Raw genomic sequence first — 17,518 nt, forward strand, 5'->3', positions numbered from 1 at the left:
GAGCCCAAAAAATGGACTAAATAGCTCCAGTTAGCTACTTAGTCCATTGGATTTAATTTGTTTTTTAACTATCCTTAACTTGTCCTTTGGGACTGGTTTGCGGTATAATTAACCTACAAATTAAGAACAATGTTCAGTCGATTTTAACTTGCAGGTCTAAATCGACTGAATCTAAGTAGCTGTTGTGTAGCTACTTGCTAAACCAAAAATCCCTGATTCCTCGTGAATCGGGGATTTTTCTGTTTAGCTTGATCTCTTTATTCGGTTGTTAAATTAATCTTAGTCTAGCATAGCGCTTACCTAGCGGCAACTTTATTTGGTCTTGTATATTTTGCCAGCTTTTGGTTGAAACCAGTAGGCGATAGAAGATACCAGTAAATATTCAAATAATATAAAAACACTAAAATGCTTGGCTGTATTAATATCAAAAGCACTAAACACGAGGAGCATAAGTAACCCGCAAAAATACGTGATAAACAGAGACATTATCTGTAAAATTCTTACGACAATACGACGGTTACCGCTGATTCTTTCAAATAATAGCTGTAACCAATACTGCATTGGAAATAACCACTGTCGAATAAAAAAGCGGTCATCTACCAGGTGATTTTTTGCAATTCCAATGGCTGGGATTATCCAAAAGACAATAAGGCTGGTAAACAAAAATATAACACTTATTGGAATTCCCATAACAAGGCCCTCTTTCTAAATATCATTGTCTGAAAAGGCATTAAATCCTCCTTGCAAGCGTTCTTTGGAATTAGATGGTGATTCTGTGCTATTTTTAGGTGCTTCTGGAGCTTTTATTTCATCTTTAACATAAGGATCACCTTGAGCCTTTAACCGTTCAATTTCGTGAATTAAAGCGGTTTTAACAAGGGTGGTTTTAGGAATTAATGATTTATCAAAGTAATCAAGGATTTCTTTGTCGACAATTTTCTCGGGATTTAGTCGGACGTTCAAGGTTTTAACTTTTCCCATGATTACTTGCTCCCTTCGTTTTGAGCTTGTTGACTTAATCCGTACTTATAAAATCCGTTAACATTAGCAACTTCTGTATTTTTAACAATAACTGCGTTAGTGAAAGTAGTATTCAAGATTTTTTGGTTAAGCAAATTGGCTCCACCACCGGTAAAGAACAAAGTATCAATACTATTAAGGTTCTTTAACGTTGAAGTTACATTAGCAACTAAGCGCCGGGTAAACCGGTCAATTTCCTTGCAAACCAAATCAGTAATATCATCTTGACGATTTTTAGAAAAGCGATAACTCCAATGATGTTGCTGGTTGCCTTGCCGTAAATCTTTTTCTAATTGATAAAGGCTAGTATCACCATTAATCCCGTTGGCAATGGCTTCATATAGATCATTTACACCCGTGTTAAATTGATGGCGGTTTTTGCCACTTAGCTCAAAGTTTAAAATCGTATCAATTAAAATTGTGCCACCACCTACATCAACAATTCCAACTTTTTCGTCTAGTAAATCTTTGATACTTTTACAAAAAATAGTGAAGAAGCTGCTGATAACTTAATTGATGATAAATTTGAGGGAAAACTTGAAAAGCTAGCGTTAGACATGCCAGCTTTTATAACTAGTTTTACAGAACTAGATATAAACTCCTTTGACAAAAACGGTTTTGTAAAGGAAGAAATATCATGCTCATTAATAAAATGCGAAGAAAAATTAGGCAAGAATCGTGACTTTATTTTTATTCCTTATCAAAATATGATTCACTTATTGAATGTAATTAAGGAGTGCCAAGCAGGTAAGCGAGAAGGTATCCTAAAAGAAACAACAATATTTGCTCGAAAAGTTTGGTATATCACGGATTACGTAAATAGAATGGACAAACTTGAAAAAGACTATTTTGAAGGTAAAAAGTCTGTGGAGCAAGTTGGCCGAGGCATGCTAGGAACGAAGTCAATGAAGTACTCAATACAAAACGAATTCAGATTGGGCATTGTGTTTCCATACAAAAAATCAAATTATGGTAATGAAGCTGGTACAAACTTAGGCATACAACCTTCTTTTTGCTTTGCGACACAATACTTCAAAAAAGAGGAACTAAGGTCATTGAATATAGAAAAGCTGAATTAATAGTACTAAACCGAAAATAGCCACTAGGGTATACCCTAGTGGCCTTTTTTGGCTTAGTGCTATACTGGTGATTATAAATGTTCATTAGAACTGTCCAAAAGGAAGTGTTGACAATGGCTAAAATAGGTTATGCTCGCGTGAGCTCTAAAGAGCAGCATTTAGATCGGCAATTAGTTGCCTTAAAAGGCGTTGACAAACTATTCACGGATAAACTAAGTGGAGCTAATACTAATCGGCCAGAACTGCAAAAACTTCTGGCTTATATTCGCGATGGTGATATTGTCATAGTCACTGAACTAGACCGTTTAGGCAGAAATAATCAGGACCTAACTCAGATTATGAACACCATTCAAAATAAAGGCGCCACCCTAGATGTGTTAAATTTGCCGTCCATGACAGGGATTGCTGATCCTAACTTGCGTCAACTAATGACTAACCTCATCATTGAACTGTATAAATATCAGGCGGAAAGCGAACGTAAGCGGATCATCGAACGTCAGCAACAAGGAATTGCCCTAGCAAAACAGCAAGGTAAATATCACGGGCGCAAACCCCAATACACCCAAGACGATCCCCGCTTGCAACATGCTTTTAAGCTTTATCGAGCTGGCATGAGTGACATTGATGTGTCCCGAAATACTGGGATTAAGCGGACAACCTTTATTCGGTATCGAAAGAAATTCAAGATTAAACGAAAATGACATGCAAAGCGGTACTTTTTGTAATGCAACTTAATTTAGTTGCATTTTTTGTGATTCTGTTTATTTACAAATAGCATGTAATGTGGTATATTGTATATACACAATATAATGCAAATAAAGGAGAATGCTTTATGGATATTTTTAGCTTAGATTTAGGAAACAAACAGACCAAATTAAAAAGTAGCAAAGCTGAATATGTACTGCCTTCAAGATATTTAAACCAAGCAGACATGCCGATGTCAGTTGGCAATTCTACAATGAATAATGACCTACACACTTATTCAGTCCCTTTTAGCGACGATAAGTACGTATGGGGTCGAGATATTGACGGACTTCACCTTGACGAATATTTAGCGGATACAATCATGTATGGTGCTCGATACGATAGTGAAGCATTTAAATTACTAGCCAATTTTGCGCTGGGATTACTAGCAAGTGATTTCAAAGCGGCTAAAGATCAAGTTTTAGAAGTAGTCGTCACTGCTGGACTTCCAACTGGAGATTATGCTGACCAAGGACAATTAAAAGCTTTATTAAAAGTCTTAGAGGGCCAACACCAAGTTACTATTGACGATAAAATCGTGACGGTAAGAGTTCGTAAAGTTTATATTTTGCCCCAACCAATCGGCACCTTATATAACGAGCTATTAGATGGTGAGGGCTTTATCAAGAACAAAGATTTGAGAGTGTAAAATATTTTGTGTAAATGAGTATTGAAAAAAGGAAGACCTTCCCCGTATGATTATAAGCGTCTAAACCAAATCAACGGAGGTCTTCCCCTATGAATCAGTTTAACAAAGAATTGGCAAATGTACTACTATCTCATGGTGATTTAAAAGAAGTTTTTAGAAAACAACTGCAGGATACATTAAATACGTTACTTCAAGCCGAGTTAACTTCTGTTCTAGGCTACGATCCTTATGATCGTCAAGGTTTCAACTCTGGTAACTCTCGAAATGGCCAATATTTTCGTCAAATTGATTCAGAGTATGGAAAGCTGAGTATCTGTGTCCCACGTGATCGCAAGGGCGAGTTTAAGGCTAACTTAATCCCACCTTATTCTCGAAGAGTAGATGCACTGGAAACGACGATTATACAGTTATACGAAAAAGGAATTACAACTCGAGAAATAGCTGACTTAATCGAAAAGATGTATGGAACTCATTATTCACCCACTACGATTTCCAACATTACAGCCATTGTTGAGGATCAAGTGACTGCTTATCATCAGCGGCGGTTTAGTTCGACAGACTACGTCTGTCTTTTCCTTGATGCAACTTATGTGCCCTTACGTCGTGATACGGTTCAAAAAGAGTCGGTTTATGTCGCTTTAGGTATTAAAGCAGATGGTCATAAAGAAATTTTAGATTACTGTATTGCACCAACGGAAAATTCAGAAGTTTGGTCCGAATTACTAACTGGTTTAGTCAGTCGTGGTATTAAACACGTCCAGTTAGTCATCGCAGATGGCTTAGTTGGCTTGGATTCAGCGCTTAACCACAATTATCCTCAAGCTAAATTTCAACGCTGTCTGATCCATATGTCACGGAATATCATGCAGAAAGTTCGCGTAAACGACCGTGCAGAGGTCGTTAATGAGTTCAAAGAACTCCACAGAGCAAAAACACGTGATGAAGCCCAGCTAATTTTAAATCGTTTTATCGATCATTGGGAGTCAAAGTATCCTCGAATGGTTAGAAATTTAGCCAGTACGTCTAATTTACTAACCTTCTTAGAATTTCCTCCGAGTATTCGCAGAACAATTTACTCAACGAACATTATTGAATCATTCAATAAAAAGCTGAAGCGCAAGACAAAAGTCAAAGAACAATTTCCAAATGAATCAGCACTTGACCGTTTCCTTGCGACAATTATCTTAGAGTACAACGAGAAATACTTCGGCAGAGCTCATAATGGCTTTAAGCAGTGCCAAGATACTTTAGAATCAATGTTTTAAGCTAGACAAAATGATACGAAGAAGTCTTCTTGTTATTTACACAAACTTCTTGACGCTCTCGTCCTTTTTGGATGGTGTTTTTATTTGGTCAATCGGCTAGACTAACAAGCCGATATTTTGCGTGGTTATTCTTTTTGCATTAGACTTAAGTTATAATTCGAATTCAGATTAGGAGGATCCCTATGAAGTTTGATATTGTAGTTGTCGGTGGTTCAACGGCCGGATTTTATTTGGTGAAGGCATTACGGACTAAAGGTTTTTCAGGTAGTATTTGTTTAATTGATCGCGAAGACGCACTGCCTTATAATCGTTATAAATTATCTAAAAATTGGCTGACAGGCAAGAAGTTAGATGCACCTATTTTTAAACCGGAATCGTTCTTTGCTGAAAATGAGATTAAGTTACAATTAAATACCGAAGTTGTGGCGGTTCATGATGAGAAGAAGAAAGTTGTCACAGCAGATCATCAAGAAATTACTTATGGTCAACTTGTTCTAGCTATGGGTGCAGAGTCACGTCATTTGCACTTGCCTAATGATGACGCTGAAGGAATTTTTTACTTAAGAAGTTATCACGATGCGATCAAGATTAAGCAGTGGAGCGAGCAAGTTAAAGATGTGGTCTTAATTGGCGCTGGGTTTATTAGTTTAGAATTGGCTAGCTCCTTTAGAAAGTTAGGCCTTAATGTCACAGTTGTTGAACATGGTCAACATCCATTGGGACGTGTAGTTGGTCCACAGGCTTCAGAATATTTCGTTAAGATGCATCAAGAACAGGGCGTCAAATTTGTTTTAGGTAGTGGTGTTGAATCGTTTACGCATGACCAACAGCATCAAGTCACTGGGGTGGTAACTGATACGGGTGCAACAATTCCTGCACAAATGGTTGTTGTTGGTGTTGGTGCAGTTCCTAACACGTCAATTAAAGCAGATCATTTGGAATTAGGGCAGAATATTGTCGTTAATGAATATGGCGAAACAGCACTGAAAGATGTTTACGCTGTTGGCGATGCTACTATTTGGCCGTTCCAGGGTGAAGAGATTCATGTGGAACATTGGGAAAATGCGCAAAGTCACGGTAAAAATGTTGCCGCTAATCTGATCCAGCCACAAAGTCAGCCTTATGATGTCTTACCATATTTTTGGACAGATCAGTATGATCAAACCTTTGAATATTTAGGTCATACGACTAAGTGGGATCAAACTTTTATCCGCGGTAATCTTGATTCTGGTAAGTTTACAATTGCTTATGTTGATGAAAATCAAGTACCATTGGCTATTTTGTTTGCTAATGGTAATGACGAGCGTGCTGACGTTACCGAATTAATGTCACGCCGTCAACCATTAGATTCAGAACGGTTTGCCGATACTAATCAGCCATTATCCACGTTATAAAATGTGATTTTTAAAAGGAGGTTCAAGTTGTTATGCCACAAATTAAATTAATTCGCGCTTATGATCAAGCAGCAGTTAAACGGGCATCTGGTTATAAAATTTTAGTGGATCGCTTGTGGCCTCGGGGGCTCGCTAAAGCTGATTTACCTTATCAATGGTGGCTTAAAGAATTAGCGCCAAGTTCTGAGTTAAGGAAATGGTTTAATCATCAAGAAGAGCGCTATCCTGAATTCAAGCAACGCTATCTTGCTGAAATTGCCGCCAATCCATTAAGTGCAGCGGTGCTTGATTTTATTAGTCTCTGTTTACAAAGTGAAGATGTAATTTTAATTTATGGTGCCAAAAACGAGCAACACAATCAAGCTGTGGTTTTAAAAGCATGGTTAGAACAAAAATTGGAATAAGTTATACCTGATAAAAAGCTTGGATCACTTGATTCAGGCTTTTTTATTTAGCATTAATTGACTTGTTTAGTTAAGAGCATAAAATATAAGTAAAGTCATTAATCAGCGTCAAAAAATCAGAAACTGTCAAATCTTTTGTGTAAATAGATCTTTCTCATAGATTGATTTTTTATTCTTTATTTAATCAAAGTAAGATTCTAAGGTGTTCTGAACCTGACCAAAGCCTTTGTGGATTCGCTTGAAATATCGATCATTGTAGCTCATTGCTTGTATTCCAATAAAAGTATCAAGCGACTGTTCAGTTGGAAACTCTGCTTTAGGTTTGGCTTTGCGCTTAACAACATTATTAAAGGATTCAATCATGTTAGTTGAATAGATTGAACTTCTGATCTGTTTCGGATAGTTATAAAAAACTAGCAGGTCCGGCTCGATGTCTTTCAGGTTTCTTATGACATGATTATAACTCTTGTCCCATTTGGCATAGAAGGCATGCAATACATCAACAGCAGCTGCTTTATTGGCTTGCTGGTGAATCTGCTTGAATTCGTTCATAATTGCCTCACGGTCTTCTACACGTACTTTAGCGCAGATATTACGCATGACGTGAACCAAACAGCGCTGGAAGTGAGCTTTAGGATAAGTTTGCATTAGTGCAGTTTTCATACCCACAACACCATCTGATAAAAATAATTCAACTTGTTTAAGGCCTCTGCTTTTCATATTTTGAAGCAACTCCGTCCAGACTTCGATATTTTCGCTAGGAGCTATGCAATAATCGATCACTTCTTTGTGACCGTTGGGCTTGATACCAATGGCAATATATACTGCTTCTCGTTCAAAAGTTTCTCGACGCAACGGTATATACGTTGCATCAAGATAAACACAAAAGAACTTATCGCTCAGTTTATGCTTGTGATAAGCCTCAACTTTAGGAATCATTTGCTTAGAGATATTAGACACTTGAGCGGGACTATAATGGCTGCCATACATTTTTTCGATCAAATTAGCTATTTCTCTAGTGGTTACACCTTTAGAATAAAGCTTTATAACCATATCTTCTAAGAGATCAGTATGTTGTTTATAGTCTGGCAGAGTGTGTTGATGAAACATACCATTGCGATCTCGTGGCACCTGGATTTCAATTGATCCAAACTGGGTATCAATTTTACGGAAATACGCGCCATTTCTAGAATTACCAGTATTCCAGCCGTCTTTTGCATAAGGATCATAACCTAAAAAGGCAGTTAATTCAGCTTCTAACAAGTCATTAACTGCTTGCTGGAGTTCTTTGCGCAATAAATCGTTTATTTTGTCTTGATTGAATAGAGCTTGAGCCATATTTTTGGTAAAATCATTCATGAAGGAGTTCTTCTTTCTGTATGTGTTTTTTGTTCAAACCAATCATACGAGAAAGGAACTCCTTTTTCTAATGTTTTTGAAAATTAATTTAAGGAATCATTCATCCTTACACAAACTATTTTACAGTCTCCAACGGTTAGCAGAACCAATGCTGGTGCAAGTGTTTCGCAATGCGATTGCACATGATTTGACACTGGAAGTGAATGCTAAAAGTATTGTTTTGCGTCATAATTTAGGCTATATGAATATGCGATTGAGTTATGGCAGTCACTTGGTGGCACTAAATTCACTTTAGGTTCTGATGCACATGAAGTGGCGCATTTCGAATTGGGCTTCCCGGAACTGAAAGACATGTTAAGACACCATGGTGTTCAATAACTGGTTATATTTGCTGGCGGCGTCGGTCAAAGTGTGGCTATTTAAAATTTATCAAGAATAGAAATAGCCTTCCGAAAATATTGAGTGATTTTCGGAAGGATAATTTTATACCATATTTAGTTGTTACTAGTAGTTTAAATTTTAGTCATGACGATGAATAATATTTTCGCCGCCAGCTAAGTTAATGATGTTGCCGGTTAAATAGTCTGAATCTTCTGCACATAAAAAGGCAATAACGCGAGCAACATCTTCACCAGCAGCTTTTCGTTTAGTCTGATTAGGTGCAAGTTTCTGGGCTTGTTCAATGTCAGCTTCTTTAAGATCAGCTTTAATATCACCGGGGCAGACCATATTTGCAGTAATTTGATAGTCTTTTTCTTCAAGCGCTAAAGTTCTAATCGCCGCGGCCACACCAGTTTTAGCGGCGGCATAAGCACCACGATATTGCCAACCCGAGACTTGGTCAATTTGGTCAAAGCCTAGCGCAATAATGCGGCCCCAATTTTGTTTTTCCATCATAGGTACCGTTGCCTTAACTAAATAGAAAAAACTATCAAGGTTAGCACTCATCATGTCATGCCACTGGGCTGGGGTATGGTCGACGAGTTTTAATTTATCGTGAATAAAGGGACCAGCGTTAAGAATTAAAATATCTAAGTGACCAAAATCAAGTTTAATTTGTTCAATCATTCGTACCACGTCAGCTTGTTGGCTTACATCGCCTTGGTAAAGGCGAGCATTGACTTGATAGCATTGTGCCAAATCTTGTTGTAATTGTAACGCAGCTGTTTGACTGTGTCGGTAATTTAAGGCTAATTGATAGCCTGCTTGAGCAAGTTTATGGGCCATTTGCACGCCCAGTCCCGTAGTACTCCCTGTAATAAAAGCGACTCTTTTACTCATTAGTGACCTCACTTAATAGCAGTCATAAATTCTGACCGCAATTGGCTATCTTTAATGTAAGCACCACGACTAGCCAGCGTGAAAGTTTGCGCTTGTTCTTTTTTAGCGCCGCGACTTGAAACACATAAATGCTTCGCTTCAATAGCTACCATAACCCCTTTAGGCTGCAAGACGGTATCAATTGCATCGGCAATTTGATTCGTTAAGCGCTCTTGAACTTGGAAACGCCGCGCGTAACCTTCAACGACCCGTGCAATTTTGGAAAGTCCGGTGACTTTTTGATCAGGAAGATATGCAACGTGAGCTACGCCAAAGAAGGGTGCAAAATGATGTTCGCACATCGAATAAAATTCGATATCTTTTACAATAATAGGATCATTTTGTTGAATATCAAAGACTTTTTCTAGATGGGCAGTAGGATCTTCGCGGTAACCACTGGTGTATTCAAGAAAGGCTTTTACCACACGAAAGGGCGTTTTATCTAAATCGGGATTATTGTCGTCTTGACCACAGAGAGCCATTAAAGTTTGCAGTGCTTGTTCGATTTGTTGAACATCAGTTAACTTTTGCTGTAATAGTTCTGAGTTATTTGCAGTTTCGGGAAAATAGCTGGCAAGTAATTCAGCTTCATTGTAATGATCATTGTTTGTTGTCATGATATGAATCTCCTAACTCAATAATAACTTAAGTCTACTTCAAGTTCCTCAATTTTCAAGTCAAGTGCAACGATGATAACGAATTCTTGATAGTGGTCTAGGCTGTTACGCCATGCATCGGTAGTAATCGCATGGGCGAAGATAGTTCAGAATACGTCTGGGACGATGGTTCAGTGCGGATTGGACTGCTTGAATTTCAACCAGGGTAACTGCTCTGAGAGACTTCCCTTTCGGGAAGAATTCCCTAAGCAGTCCATTGGCGTTCTCGTTTGTGCCACGCTCCCAAGGCGAGTACGGATGTGCGAAGTAAATCTGGGTTCCAACAATCTCTGATAACTTGGCAAACTCGGAACCATTGTCAAAAGTGATACTCTCAAATTCCTTGGCCCCGTAGTCGTCGATCGTGTCCTGCAAGGCTTTAAGGCAGGTGTCCGCATGATAGTCAGGAATCTTGACGATGATTTCAGTCCGTCTGTACCGTTCTGTGAGGGTCATTAATGCTGGCTCATCAGCTGAGCGAATGCCTTTGACCAAGTCACCCTCCCAATGTCCCACACCTGTGCGGTCATTCACGGCCGCAGGACGCAACTCGATTGAGTCGCCGTATATCTTCTTATTCTTGCGCTTGTGGGCGTTCTTATAGCCTTTGATGCGGCGTCGGAGCTTCTTGGGAAGTGTCATGTTGTCTAGCTCAAGCAGCCCGGCGTCGATGTAGCGATACACAGTTGTCGTTGAAGGGCAAGCCTTGCCCTGGTCGCGATAGAAGTGTACGAAGCTATCAACGCTGTGTACGCGCGGCTTACGAGTAAGCTCCCTGGCGAGAGCCTTGAAGAACGCACGGCCGGTCTTAAGAAAGGCGTAGCGACCGGTTCTATCGCGTTTACGGTCGTGCATGGCTTGGGCAGTTTCCGCAAGATAGACTTGATGCGAGTGACGCTTCGAGTCGAGCTGAGTTACAGATCCACGCGTGATTTCTCGTGAGATTGTCGCTTTACTGCGATGAAGCTTCTGTGCAATCACGGTCGCGGTGTCACTAGCAGCCCGAAGGGCCTGAATTGTAGCACGGTCGCTAAAACTGAGTTGTTGGTAATGCTTGTGGGTGTTAGTCTGAGAGTGGGTCATGAAGATTCCTGCTTTCTTGTTTAGCTAGTACTAACAAGAATAGGTCTTCATGGCCTTTTTGGTCTAGTCGTCAGGGTGTTGCACTTGAATTGTAAACTGGGGAACTAAAATAACAATCAAAATCATATGGAACTTTAAGGAAGAATTTCAAAATTACTTTTATGCGTAAAATTGTTAACAACTAAATTTTGGACAATTCAGTTGACACGGCAATGAAAGCGCATTAATATAAACTCACGAATTCGAATTCTAAATGTCAGTCACTCAATTTCTCAGTATGGAGGGTAAACGCAATGTCAAAAAATAACAATTATTTGAATATTGGCAAAAAAATTGCCAATTACGCTGTATTCCCCCTTACTTTGGCAATTGTTGTCGGGCTAACTACACCTGGGTCATTTATTTTCCAGGCTTTTAACAACGAAGAACCAGCTACTGTGCAAGCTGCCTCATATCCCGCACCGGCAAAACGCGGCATCACCCCATATGGTCTGGGTAATTATACGGTTTATGTTTATTACTCAGCTTCTCAAATGGGAGCCGTAAAAGCAGCATCAAACTCCCAAGCAAATGCTAGAATGGCATTTGCCACCGCTTTTGGTGCTATTAACAAATATGCTGGTGTTCTTGCTACAGCAGCATTAATTAAAACAAACACACAGTTTAGTAACTTTAGAGATGCCATTAACTCTGCTATTGCTCAAAAGAAGGGGCTTCAACTTCAGTACAACACGACTTTCGATAATGGCAACAACAGTGATACTTGGGGCGCAAAGTATGTTGTCAAGTAAGCAACCAACATGAAGGTTTCTATAATTATTCTTAGATCAGTGTTTTCTCAAATTGTCATCTAAGATAAGAGAGCTTGACGTGCCTCCTTAATTTTATTGGTACACCTAAACAAATTGATTTGGGGCAATCGCCTAAAAGCGGTTGTCTTTTTGCATTCGCAATTAATTTAACGTTTGACAAGTCAACTTGTCGAATAGCTTTTTTTAAACACTGAAAGTGGCACTGTCAGTCTGACACTTTTAAACGAATCTCCTATAACCCCATTCAAGAATTTAAACGCGCAAGTTTATTCTTTCAAAGCTTTAGCTGAACAGAGTACTTGTTTTCCACTGTTAGCTTAGTAGCTTTGTATCCCCAGATTTTCTTTATTGCTGATAAAACTTTGGCATGTATAACAAAAAGCAAGAACCTGCAGCACGAATAGCTGTATGCCTTGCTTTTATACCAAATCCCCGTCACCCATTAATGACTATGAACCTTTGCCGCTATCCGCTTACCGAACTCGGTCTGATCAAAATGATCAATGATGTCCTTGACTTCAGCGTAACGCAGGCTGGCGCCGAATAGCGGACTGCCCGGTTCGGTCATGATGCCATCTGCCAGATTGTTGTGGACAACCGTGTCGAAGCCCATTGTATCAACAAAGGCAGCCACTGTGGCAACAGCGTCAGGATCGTTGCCGGTGACGAAGAGCGCCTTCCGTCTCGGGTCGCCTTTTGGCCGCGCTTCTTCTTGCAGATTATGGTAGCCCATGTGATTGAACGTTTTGACGATTTTGGCATCCTTGAAATAAGCCTGGACCTGTTCGCTGGAAGTCGTGTCCGGGTCTAAGACTTCTTCGCGAATGCCGTCCGTTTCCCACCAGTAATTCATGGCATCAATGACCAGTTTGCCTTTCAATAAGTCTGCATCAATGTTCTTGTAGCGACTGAGCGGGATCGCCAGCAGGATGATGTCACTGTTGGCAACGACATCCGCATTCTCTGACGCAATGGCGCCGGGGACTAAGGTTTTGATGGTTAAGGCGATTTTCTTGACGGAGCCCGAACCGGAAATCCGCACTGTGTAGCCGGCATCCAGCGCCAGACCAGCCAGCACGATGCCGACTTTTCCTGCGCCAAGAATGCCTACGCGTTGAATGGCCATTATTTCACCGCCGCCTTTTCTGCCAAAATCTCTTTAACTCGCGGAATGACTTTCGTGCCATACAATTCGATCATACGCTCGCGCTGTGCTGCAGTCTGGTTGCCGGCGCCATAGACGAGGTCGAAGCGACCGAGATCGAGCAGGTCAATTGTTTCGGCCATGCGCCGCGCGACGGTCTCGGGGTTGCCGACGTAGAACGAACCTACCTTAGTCTCACCGTCAAACTGTTCACGACTCATCGGTGCCCAGCCACGGGTCAACCCAATGCGATCAAAGTTGGCTTTGATATTTTTAAACGCCACTTCGACAGCTTCATTCTCGTCATCAGCAATGAACCCATGCGAGTGCACGGCAATTGGAAACTCCGGCTTGCCGAGTTCTTTGGCAGCTGCGTGATATAGCTCAATATACGGCTTGAACCGGCTGGCTTGCCCGCCAATGATCGCAATGATCACTTTGTAACCGAACTTAACCGCGCGAATCACGGATTCCGGCGAGCCGCCAATGCCAATGTAAGTCTCAAGTTTACCGTTTTCGGTCTTCGGATAAACTTCCTGATTTTTCAAAGCAGCACGGAACTTGCCCGACCAGGTCACTGCCTTTTCATTGCGCAACGCGTCGTATAGCCCCAGTTTCTCATTAAATAGGTCGTCATAATCGGTTAAGTCATAGCCGAATAAGGGAAAAGTCTCGGTGAATGACCCGCGTCCCAACATGACCTGTGCCCGCCCATTGGACAGCGCATCCAAAGTTGCGAATCGCTCATAAACCCGCACAGGATCATCAGAGCTGAGCACGGTGACCGCCGTTGCCAACTTGATCTGCTTGGTCACTGCTGAAATCGCCGCCAAAACCGTTTCCGGACTCGAAACGCTATAGTCCGGCCGGTGATGTTCGCCAACCCCAAAGACCTGAATGCCCAAGTCATCGGCCAGCTCACCTTCGCGCACAATCTGACGAATGGATGCAGCGGCGGTCTGTAAGCTGCCGTCTTCATTTGCCACAATGTCACCAAAAGTTTCAAGTCCAAACTGTAAATGCTCAATGTCTACCATCGAAAATGCCTCCCATGCGTGTTACTTACTTTTTGTAAGCTAGTAACGACATCATAGAATATTTTGGGCGAGAAAGCAACCAAGAGATTTTATCAGGTCCCCAGTACCAACTTCGGAAAAGTCAAAATATAGCACATCGAATGACACGCTAAATATTACAATTTGAGAATGATCTTCATTCAAATTTCAAACAGAAGAGGCCACGAAATCGCGATTTGATTTCGTAGCCTTTTCTGTTTGAACTATTGAAACATTGTTAACACGACCTAACTGCACAGCGATTGGATCGGCTACGCGTCACTGATGTAAGTCAAGCAAACTCCCCGCGTGGATTACTTGGTTTTGGGAAAATAAATTCTTCCCAATATGACTGCAATGAGAATACATCCGGTCAGCTTAAAATACTCGCCCCAAATTAAGTGGCCGTATAGAACGCGATCCATGAGCATGTTGAAAAGAATGACGAGTGCCCAAATCGCGACTCCGAGCAGAAAAGTCTTACTCTTTTTTGTGATACTTACCACCCCTAATGCGATTACCCAAGTGGAACACAATCAACTTATCACTCGACCTTTACTTGCATATTTGCACTGAACGATAAGCCAATAAATCAGCATTCTGGTCAACATGGGTAACGAAAAGAATAATCGTGCCTTCTGTAGCCATTTCATTTATCAGGTCTACAATACATCGCATGCCACTCGTATCAATTCCAGAAAAGAACTCGTCAAGCATCAACATTTTGGGTTCTTGAAGCCAAAACAAGAGAAATGTTAATTTCATGACTGTGCCTAGCGACAGCGCCGACGTTAGTTCGTTGTAATATGCTCCAAGTTTCATCTTTTCCAGTAAATACGGCAATTTTGCCAGCCTTTGTCGATTGATTTTATCAAAGGAAATCAAAAAATCCACATGTTCCTTGGCGCTTAAGTTGGGATCCAGTATATTCCCGTCATGAAGATAAACGATCTCTTCTCGCGTTAAATCAGTGTCGATTACCCCTTCGTTCGGTAATAGTTCAAATGCGAGCAACTTAAGGAGCGTTGTCTTTCCAACCCCATTCGACCCCATGATTCTATAGATGCTTCCCGAAGAAAAATGCAAAGAAAGGTCTCGAAATAGTACATCATCATCGTAAGAAAAGCTAACGTTCTTTACCCGAACCTGATTGCCCATATCTTCCCCTCTTTATACATAATGAGACCACTGTTAGCAGAACTAAGACACTCAGCGTTGCAGTGAGCGTCATTGCAGTTTCCAAAATGATGAATAGTTGTATATTGATTCTGTCGACAACAAGTAGCGTCAACGGCAAAGCACTACACGGCGCAACAAAAGCCAAAGAGATACCCTCAATAATCGTTCTGAAAGATTTTACACGAAGCTGCTCTCTAATTTCAAAAGCATTGGTATCATGATTTCTCGTATATCCCAGTAAACCCGTCAATTGATAAACCACTGCCATTAAGTAAGAGATGCTAAGCGTGGCCAGAATTTGTAATCCCACTTCCAAAAATGAAAGTCCTTTAATCCAGCTGAAAAGTAGGATCAAAAAGACTAAGGGCATTAATTTAACGGTGAGGTACACCAGAAAGCAGCATAGACACCGACGTACAAGCATCTCTAAGTGATTATTCCAAATAAATATTTGTTTATGAACATTTATTTCAAAATAACCCGGAAGATTATTAATAATCGCCTGATACAGAACCATGGTGCTGTAATAAATTGTGACAAACACGACCAACAACGAGTATCTTTCATCTACGCTGCTCATTAGAAGTGCAAGCCCACTACTGCTGATAAAGTAAAACCATGTGCCAATCTGTCCAGTATCTTTGATCGCTAAGAAAATGGCACTTTTCACTGGATCCTTCATGTAAGACCACCTGAAACTGATTGGCTTACGATATTTGTAAAGTCCAAAAAAGACTATCAAAATCAATACCAAAAATAGCACGTACTGCGGTTCAAAACTGAAAAAGGATGCAGCAGTTAAAATGTTTTCGTTTAAAAAAATTCTTATAAACTCGGCGCATAAACTTTTCCCCACACTTGCTGTGAATACAAATGCAAAAATAAGTACGAGTACATTCTTTACAAGCTCGTTCCTCAGCCACTTCTCCAATGAAAAGTGCATAAAAGTAATGAGTGCAATGCCCAGTGTCGCCAGAAAAAGACTGCAAGAAAGCCAACGAACGCCGCGGAGATTTTCTATCGTCAGCGTTATAAGAAAGAGCAAAAAGGGTATTCGCGTCATGGAGATGATTGCTCTTATGCAAAATGCAGCCTTCAACAAACTTGAGGAAATGCCCGAACGCACTCCGAATCTTATTATTGGTTGATTCAAAGACATAAGACAAAGTGACTTTAAATCCTGATAATAAATGACGGCATTGGCCGCGACAAGAATTCCAAGTACTTCAGGAACATTTAAAGTGAACCCAGACCACACCATCATAATTTTCTTGATATCGTCAAGAAGGACTCCTGATATCAAAATTTCTCTAAGAATAATTATTGAAGCGGCCAAGCCGGATAAGTTGATCATTCCCCAAAGCCAAACTGTCTTTCTAGCGGAGAGTGTATCAACAAAAGGAACGCCAGAAAGACCTCTTTTTAACGAAACCGCCAATACCTCAATCATTTTACGTCATCTCCAAAACAAGGGTGTTACAAACGTTTCCAAGCTGGCTGAAATAATGAGTAATATCAGTATGAGCACTATTGTATTTCTAAATGCCAACCTCTGTGTGCGAATCTTGAGATTAATTCGCTGAAATCCTATATTTGCCGCAATCATTAGCGCACTAAGTTCAACTAATCCGTGAATACTTATCAGACCGAGAAAGTACCAGACTTCACCAGTTGTATAGATATTCAGCGTTAGCACGAAGGAAATGGACACTGCGTTTGCTAACAATACAATCACTGTCGATACTTTATACAAGAAGAACCCACTTATTAATAAGAATGAAACAAAAATATTTTTTACTAGGATTTTAAAAAAGCTAAATTCAATAACCTGACTTTTCAAATCAACAGGCAAGTTTTGAGGGAAGTGATATGATGATAGAAAAAGGCTGATTGCAATTGAAATAGTAATTGCGGTGAATATAAATAAAGAAAGCGGACACAAAATTGCCGTTTTCTTTATCAGAAACACTTTGGACTTTTTCACAACTAATTAAGCTGCAAGAATTAACTTCTTGCCCCCACTTTTAAACGCTTGCCGCACAATATACGCGATTAGGCCACCGCCACCCAATAACGTAATAATCGCTGCTGCACCCATACCAGCATCCAAAAACATTTCAATAGTCTTCCTAGTCTCTCGACTCAAAGGAACTGCTGCAGCAATATCAGCGACAATTGCGTTGGACCTAACTGCAACCACAAGCACGATAGCAAACGCAGCCACTGTCAAGACAATCGCGGCTTTGCGATGACGCAAAACCATATGACTCATATTTTTCTCCTTTTATGTTTAGACCGGACCTTTGTAAATCGAGATAGTAGCCTTCAATCGGAACAATGGCAGTAAAGTCACGG

20 protein-coding genes are annotated in these 17,518 nt (G+C 40.4%); 7 read left to right on the forward strand and 13 right to left on the reverse strand.

Annotated elements, in window-relative coordinates:
* Positions 1-312: 312 nt before the first annotated feature.
* Genes GSO_RS11110 through GSO_RS15945 form a run of 3 tightly spaced genes read right to left on the reverse strand, consistent with a single transcriptional unit; the run spans position 313 to position 1,526 of the window.
* Positions 313-690 carry a hypothetical protein gene (locus GSO_RS11110; protein ID WP_010492166.1) on the reverse strand — a complete coding sequence of 126 codons (378 nt, stop codon included), beginning with the start codon at positions 688-690 and terminating at the stop codon, positions 313-315.
* A 15-nt stretch (positions 691-705) separates the two neighbouring features.
* Positions 706-981, reverse strand: coding sequence for a hypothetical protein (locus tag GSO_RS11115; protein WP_010492168.1), 276 nt, complete (start codon positions 979-981; stop codon positions 706-708).
* 2 nt (positions 982-983) lie between these two features.
* On the reverse strand, positions 984-1,526 hold the full coding sequence (locus tag GSO_RS15945; protein WP_439708963.1) for an Alp7A family actin-like protein: 543 nt from the start codon (positions 1,524-1,526) through the stop codon (positions 984-986).
* Positions 1,527-1,577: 51 nt separating this feature from the next.
* Between GSO_RS15945 and GSO_RS15950 the strand changes: the two genes are divergently transcribed.
* From GSO_RS15950 to GSO_RS11150, 6 genes are all read left to right on the forward strand, one after another.
* A complete protein-coding gene (locus GSO_RS15950; RefSeq protein ID WP_010492172.1) occupies positions 1,578-2,099 on the forward strand; it encodes a hypothetical protein in 522 nt (173 codons plus the stop codon).
* 113 nt (positions 2,100-2,212) lie between these two features.
* The gene (locus GSO_RS11130) at positions 2,213-2,800 is read left to right on the forward strand and encodes a recombinase family protein (protein ID WP_010492174.1); all 588 of its coding nucleotides are present in this window, start codon (positions 2,213-2,215) and stop codon (positions 2,798-2,800) included.
* 131 nt (positions 2,801-2,931) lie between these two features.
* Positions 2,932-3,492, forward strand: a complete 561-nt coding sequence (locus tag GSO_RS15955; RefSeq protein WP_010492176.1) for a ParM/StbA family protein — start codon at positions 2,932-2,934, stop codon at positions 3,490-3,492.
* An 89-nt stretch (positions 3,493-3,581) separates the two neighbouring features.
* Positions 3,582-4,757 carry an IS256 family transposase gene (locus GSO_RS11140; protein ID WP_010492178.1) on the forward strand — a complete coding sequence of 392 codons (1,176 nt, stop codon included), beginning with the start codon at positions 3,582-3,584 and terminating at the stop codon, positions 4,755-4,757.
* Positions 4,758-4,939: 182 nt separating this feature from the next.
* The gene (locus GSO_RS11145) at positions 4,940-6,151 is read left to right on the forward strand and encodes an NAD(P)/FAD-dependent oxidoreductase (protein ID WP_010492180.1); all 1,212 of its coding nucleotides are present in this window, start codon (positions 4,940-4,942) and stop codon (positions 6,149-6,151) included.
* 32 nt (positions 6,152-6,183) lie between these two features.
* Positions 6,184-6,555 (forward strand): DUF488 domain-containing protein, encoded by a 372-nt coding sequence (locus GSO_RS11150; RefSeq protein ID WP_010492182.1) that lies wholly within the window; start codon positions 6,184-6,186, stop codon positions 6,553-6,555.
* Positions 6,556-6,735: 180 nt separating this feature from the next.
* Here the strand turns inward: GSO_RS11150 and GSO_RS11155 are convergent, their stop codons facing one another.
* From GSO_RS11155 to GSO_RS11175, 4 genes are all read right to left on the reverse strand, one after another.
* On the reverse strand, positions 6,736-7,914 hold the full coding sequence (locus GSO_RS11155) for an IS256 family transposase (protein ID WP_010492184.1): 1,179 nt from the start codon (positions 7,912-7,914) through the stop codon (positions 6,736-6,738).
* Between the two features lie 519 nt (positions 7,915-8,433).
* On the reverse strand, positions 8,434-9,195 hold the full coding sequence (locus GSO_RS11165; protein ID WP_024047499.1) for an SDR family oxidoreductase: 762 nt from the start codon (positions 9,193-9,195) through the stop codon (positions 8,434-8,436).
* Positions 9,196-9,203: 8 nt separating this feature from the next.
* Positions 9,204-9,851, reverse strand: coding sequence for a GTP cyclohydrolase I FolE (gene folE / locus GSO_RS11170; protein WP_010492191.1), 648 nt, complete (start codon positions 9,849-9,851; stop codon positions 9,204-9,206).
* 105 nt (positions 9,852-9,956) lie between these two features.
* Positions 9,957-10,973, reverse strand: a complete 1,017-nt coding sequence (locus GSO_RS11175; protein WP_010492193.1) for an IS30 family transposase — start codon at positions 10,971-10,973, stop codon at positions 9,957-9,959.
* 293 nt (positions 10,974-11,266) lie between these two features.
* Here GSO_RS11175 and GSO_RS11180 point away from each other — a divergent pair, with 293 nt between their 5' ends.
* Positions 11,267-11,764 (forward strand): hypothetical protein, encoded by a 498-nt coding sequence (locus GSO_RS11180; protein WP_010492195.1) that lies wholly within the window; start codon positions 11,267-11,269, stop codon positions 11,762-11,764.
* A gap of 463 nt (positions 11,765-12,227) precedes the next feature.
* Here GSO_RS11180 and GSO_RS11185 read toward each other — a convergent pair whose 3' ends face one another.
* From GSO_RS11185 to GSO_RS11210, 6 genes are all read right to left on the reverse strand, one after another.
* Entirely contained in the window at positions 12,228-12,914 is a 687-nt protein-coding gene (locus GSO_RS11185) for an NADPH-dependent F420 reductase (RefSeq protein WP_029345590.1), read from the reverse strand.
* Positions 12,911-13,966: an LLM class flavin-dependent oxidoreductase gene (locus GSO_RS11190; protein ID WP_010492199.1), complete on the reverse strand. Its 1,056-nt coding sequence runs from the start codon at positions 13,964-13,966 to the stop codon at positions 12,911-12,913. The genes GSO_RS11185 and GSO_RS11190 overlap by 4 nt, the downstream gene beginning before the upstream one ends.
* A 573-nt stretch (positions 13,967-14,539) precedes the next feature.
* Positions 14,540-15,142, reverse strand: a complete 603-nt coding sequence (locus tag GSO_RS11195) for an ATP-binding cassette domain-containing protein (protein ID WP_010492201.1) — start codon at positions 15,140-15,142, stop codon at positions 14,540-14,542.
* A complete protein-coding gene (locus GSO_RS11200; RefSeq protein ID WP_010492203.1) occupies positions 15,111-16,613 on the reverse strand; it encodes a hypothetical protein in 1,503 nt (500 codons plus the stop codon). The genes GSO_RS11195 and GSO_RS11200 overlap by 32 nt, the downstream gene beginning before the upstream one ends.
* 6 nt (positions 16,614-16,619) lie before the next feature.
* Positions 16,620-17,147, reverse strand: coding sequence for a stage II sporulation protein M (locus GSO_RS11205; RefSeq protein WP_010492205.1), 528 nt, complete (start codon positions 17,145-17,147; stop codon positions 16,620-16,622).
* Positions 17,148-17,153: 6 nt separating this feature from the next.
* A complete protein-coding gene (locus tag GSO_RS11210; protein WP_010492207.1) occupies positions 17,154-17,435 on the reverse strand; it encodes a hypothetical protein in 282 nt (93 codons plus the stop codon).
* Between the last annotated feature and the right edge of the window lie 83 nt (positions 17,436-17,518).

The sequence above is a fragment of the Lacticaseibacillus zeae DSM 20178 = KCTC 3804 genome, assembly GCF_000260435.1.
In the GTDB taxonomy this organism is placed as follows: Bacteria; Bacillota; Bacilli; order Lactobacillales; family Lactobacillaceae; genus Lacticaseibacillus; species Lacticaseibacillus zeae.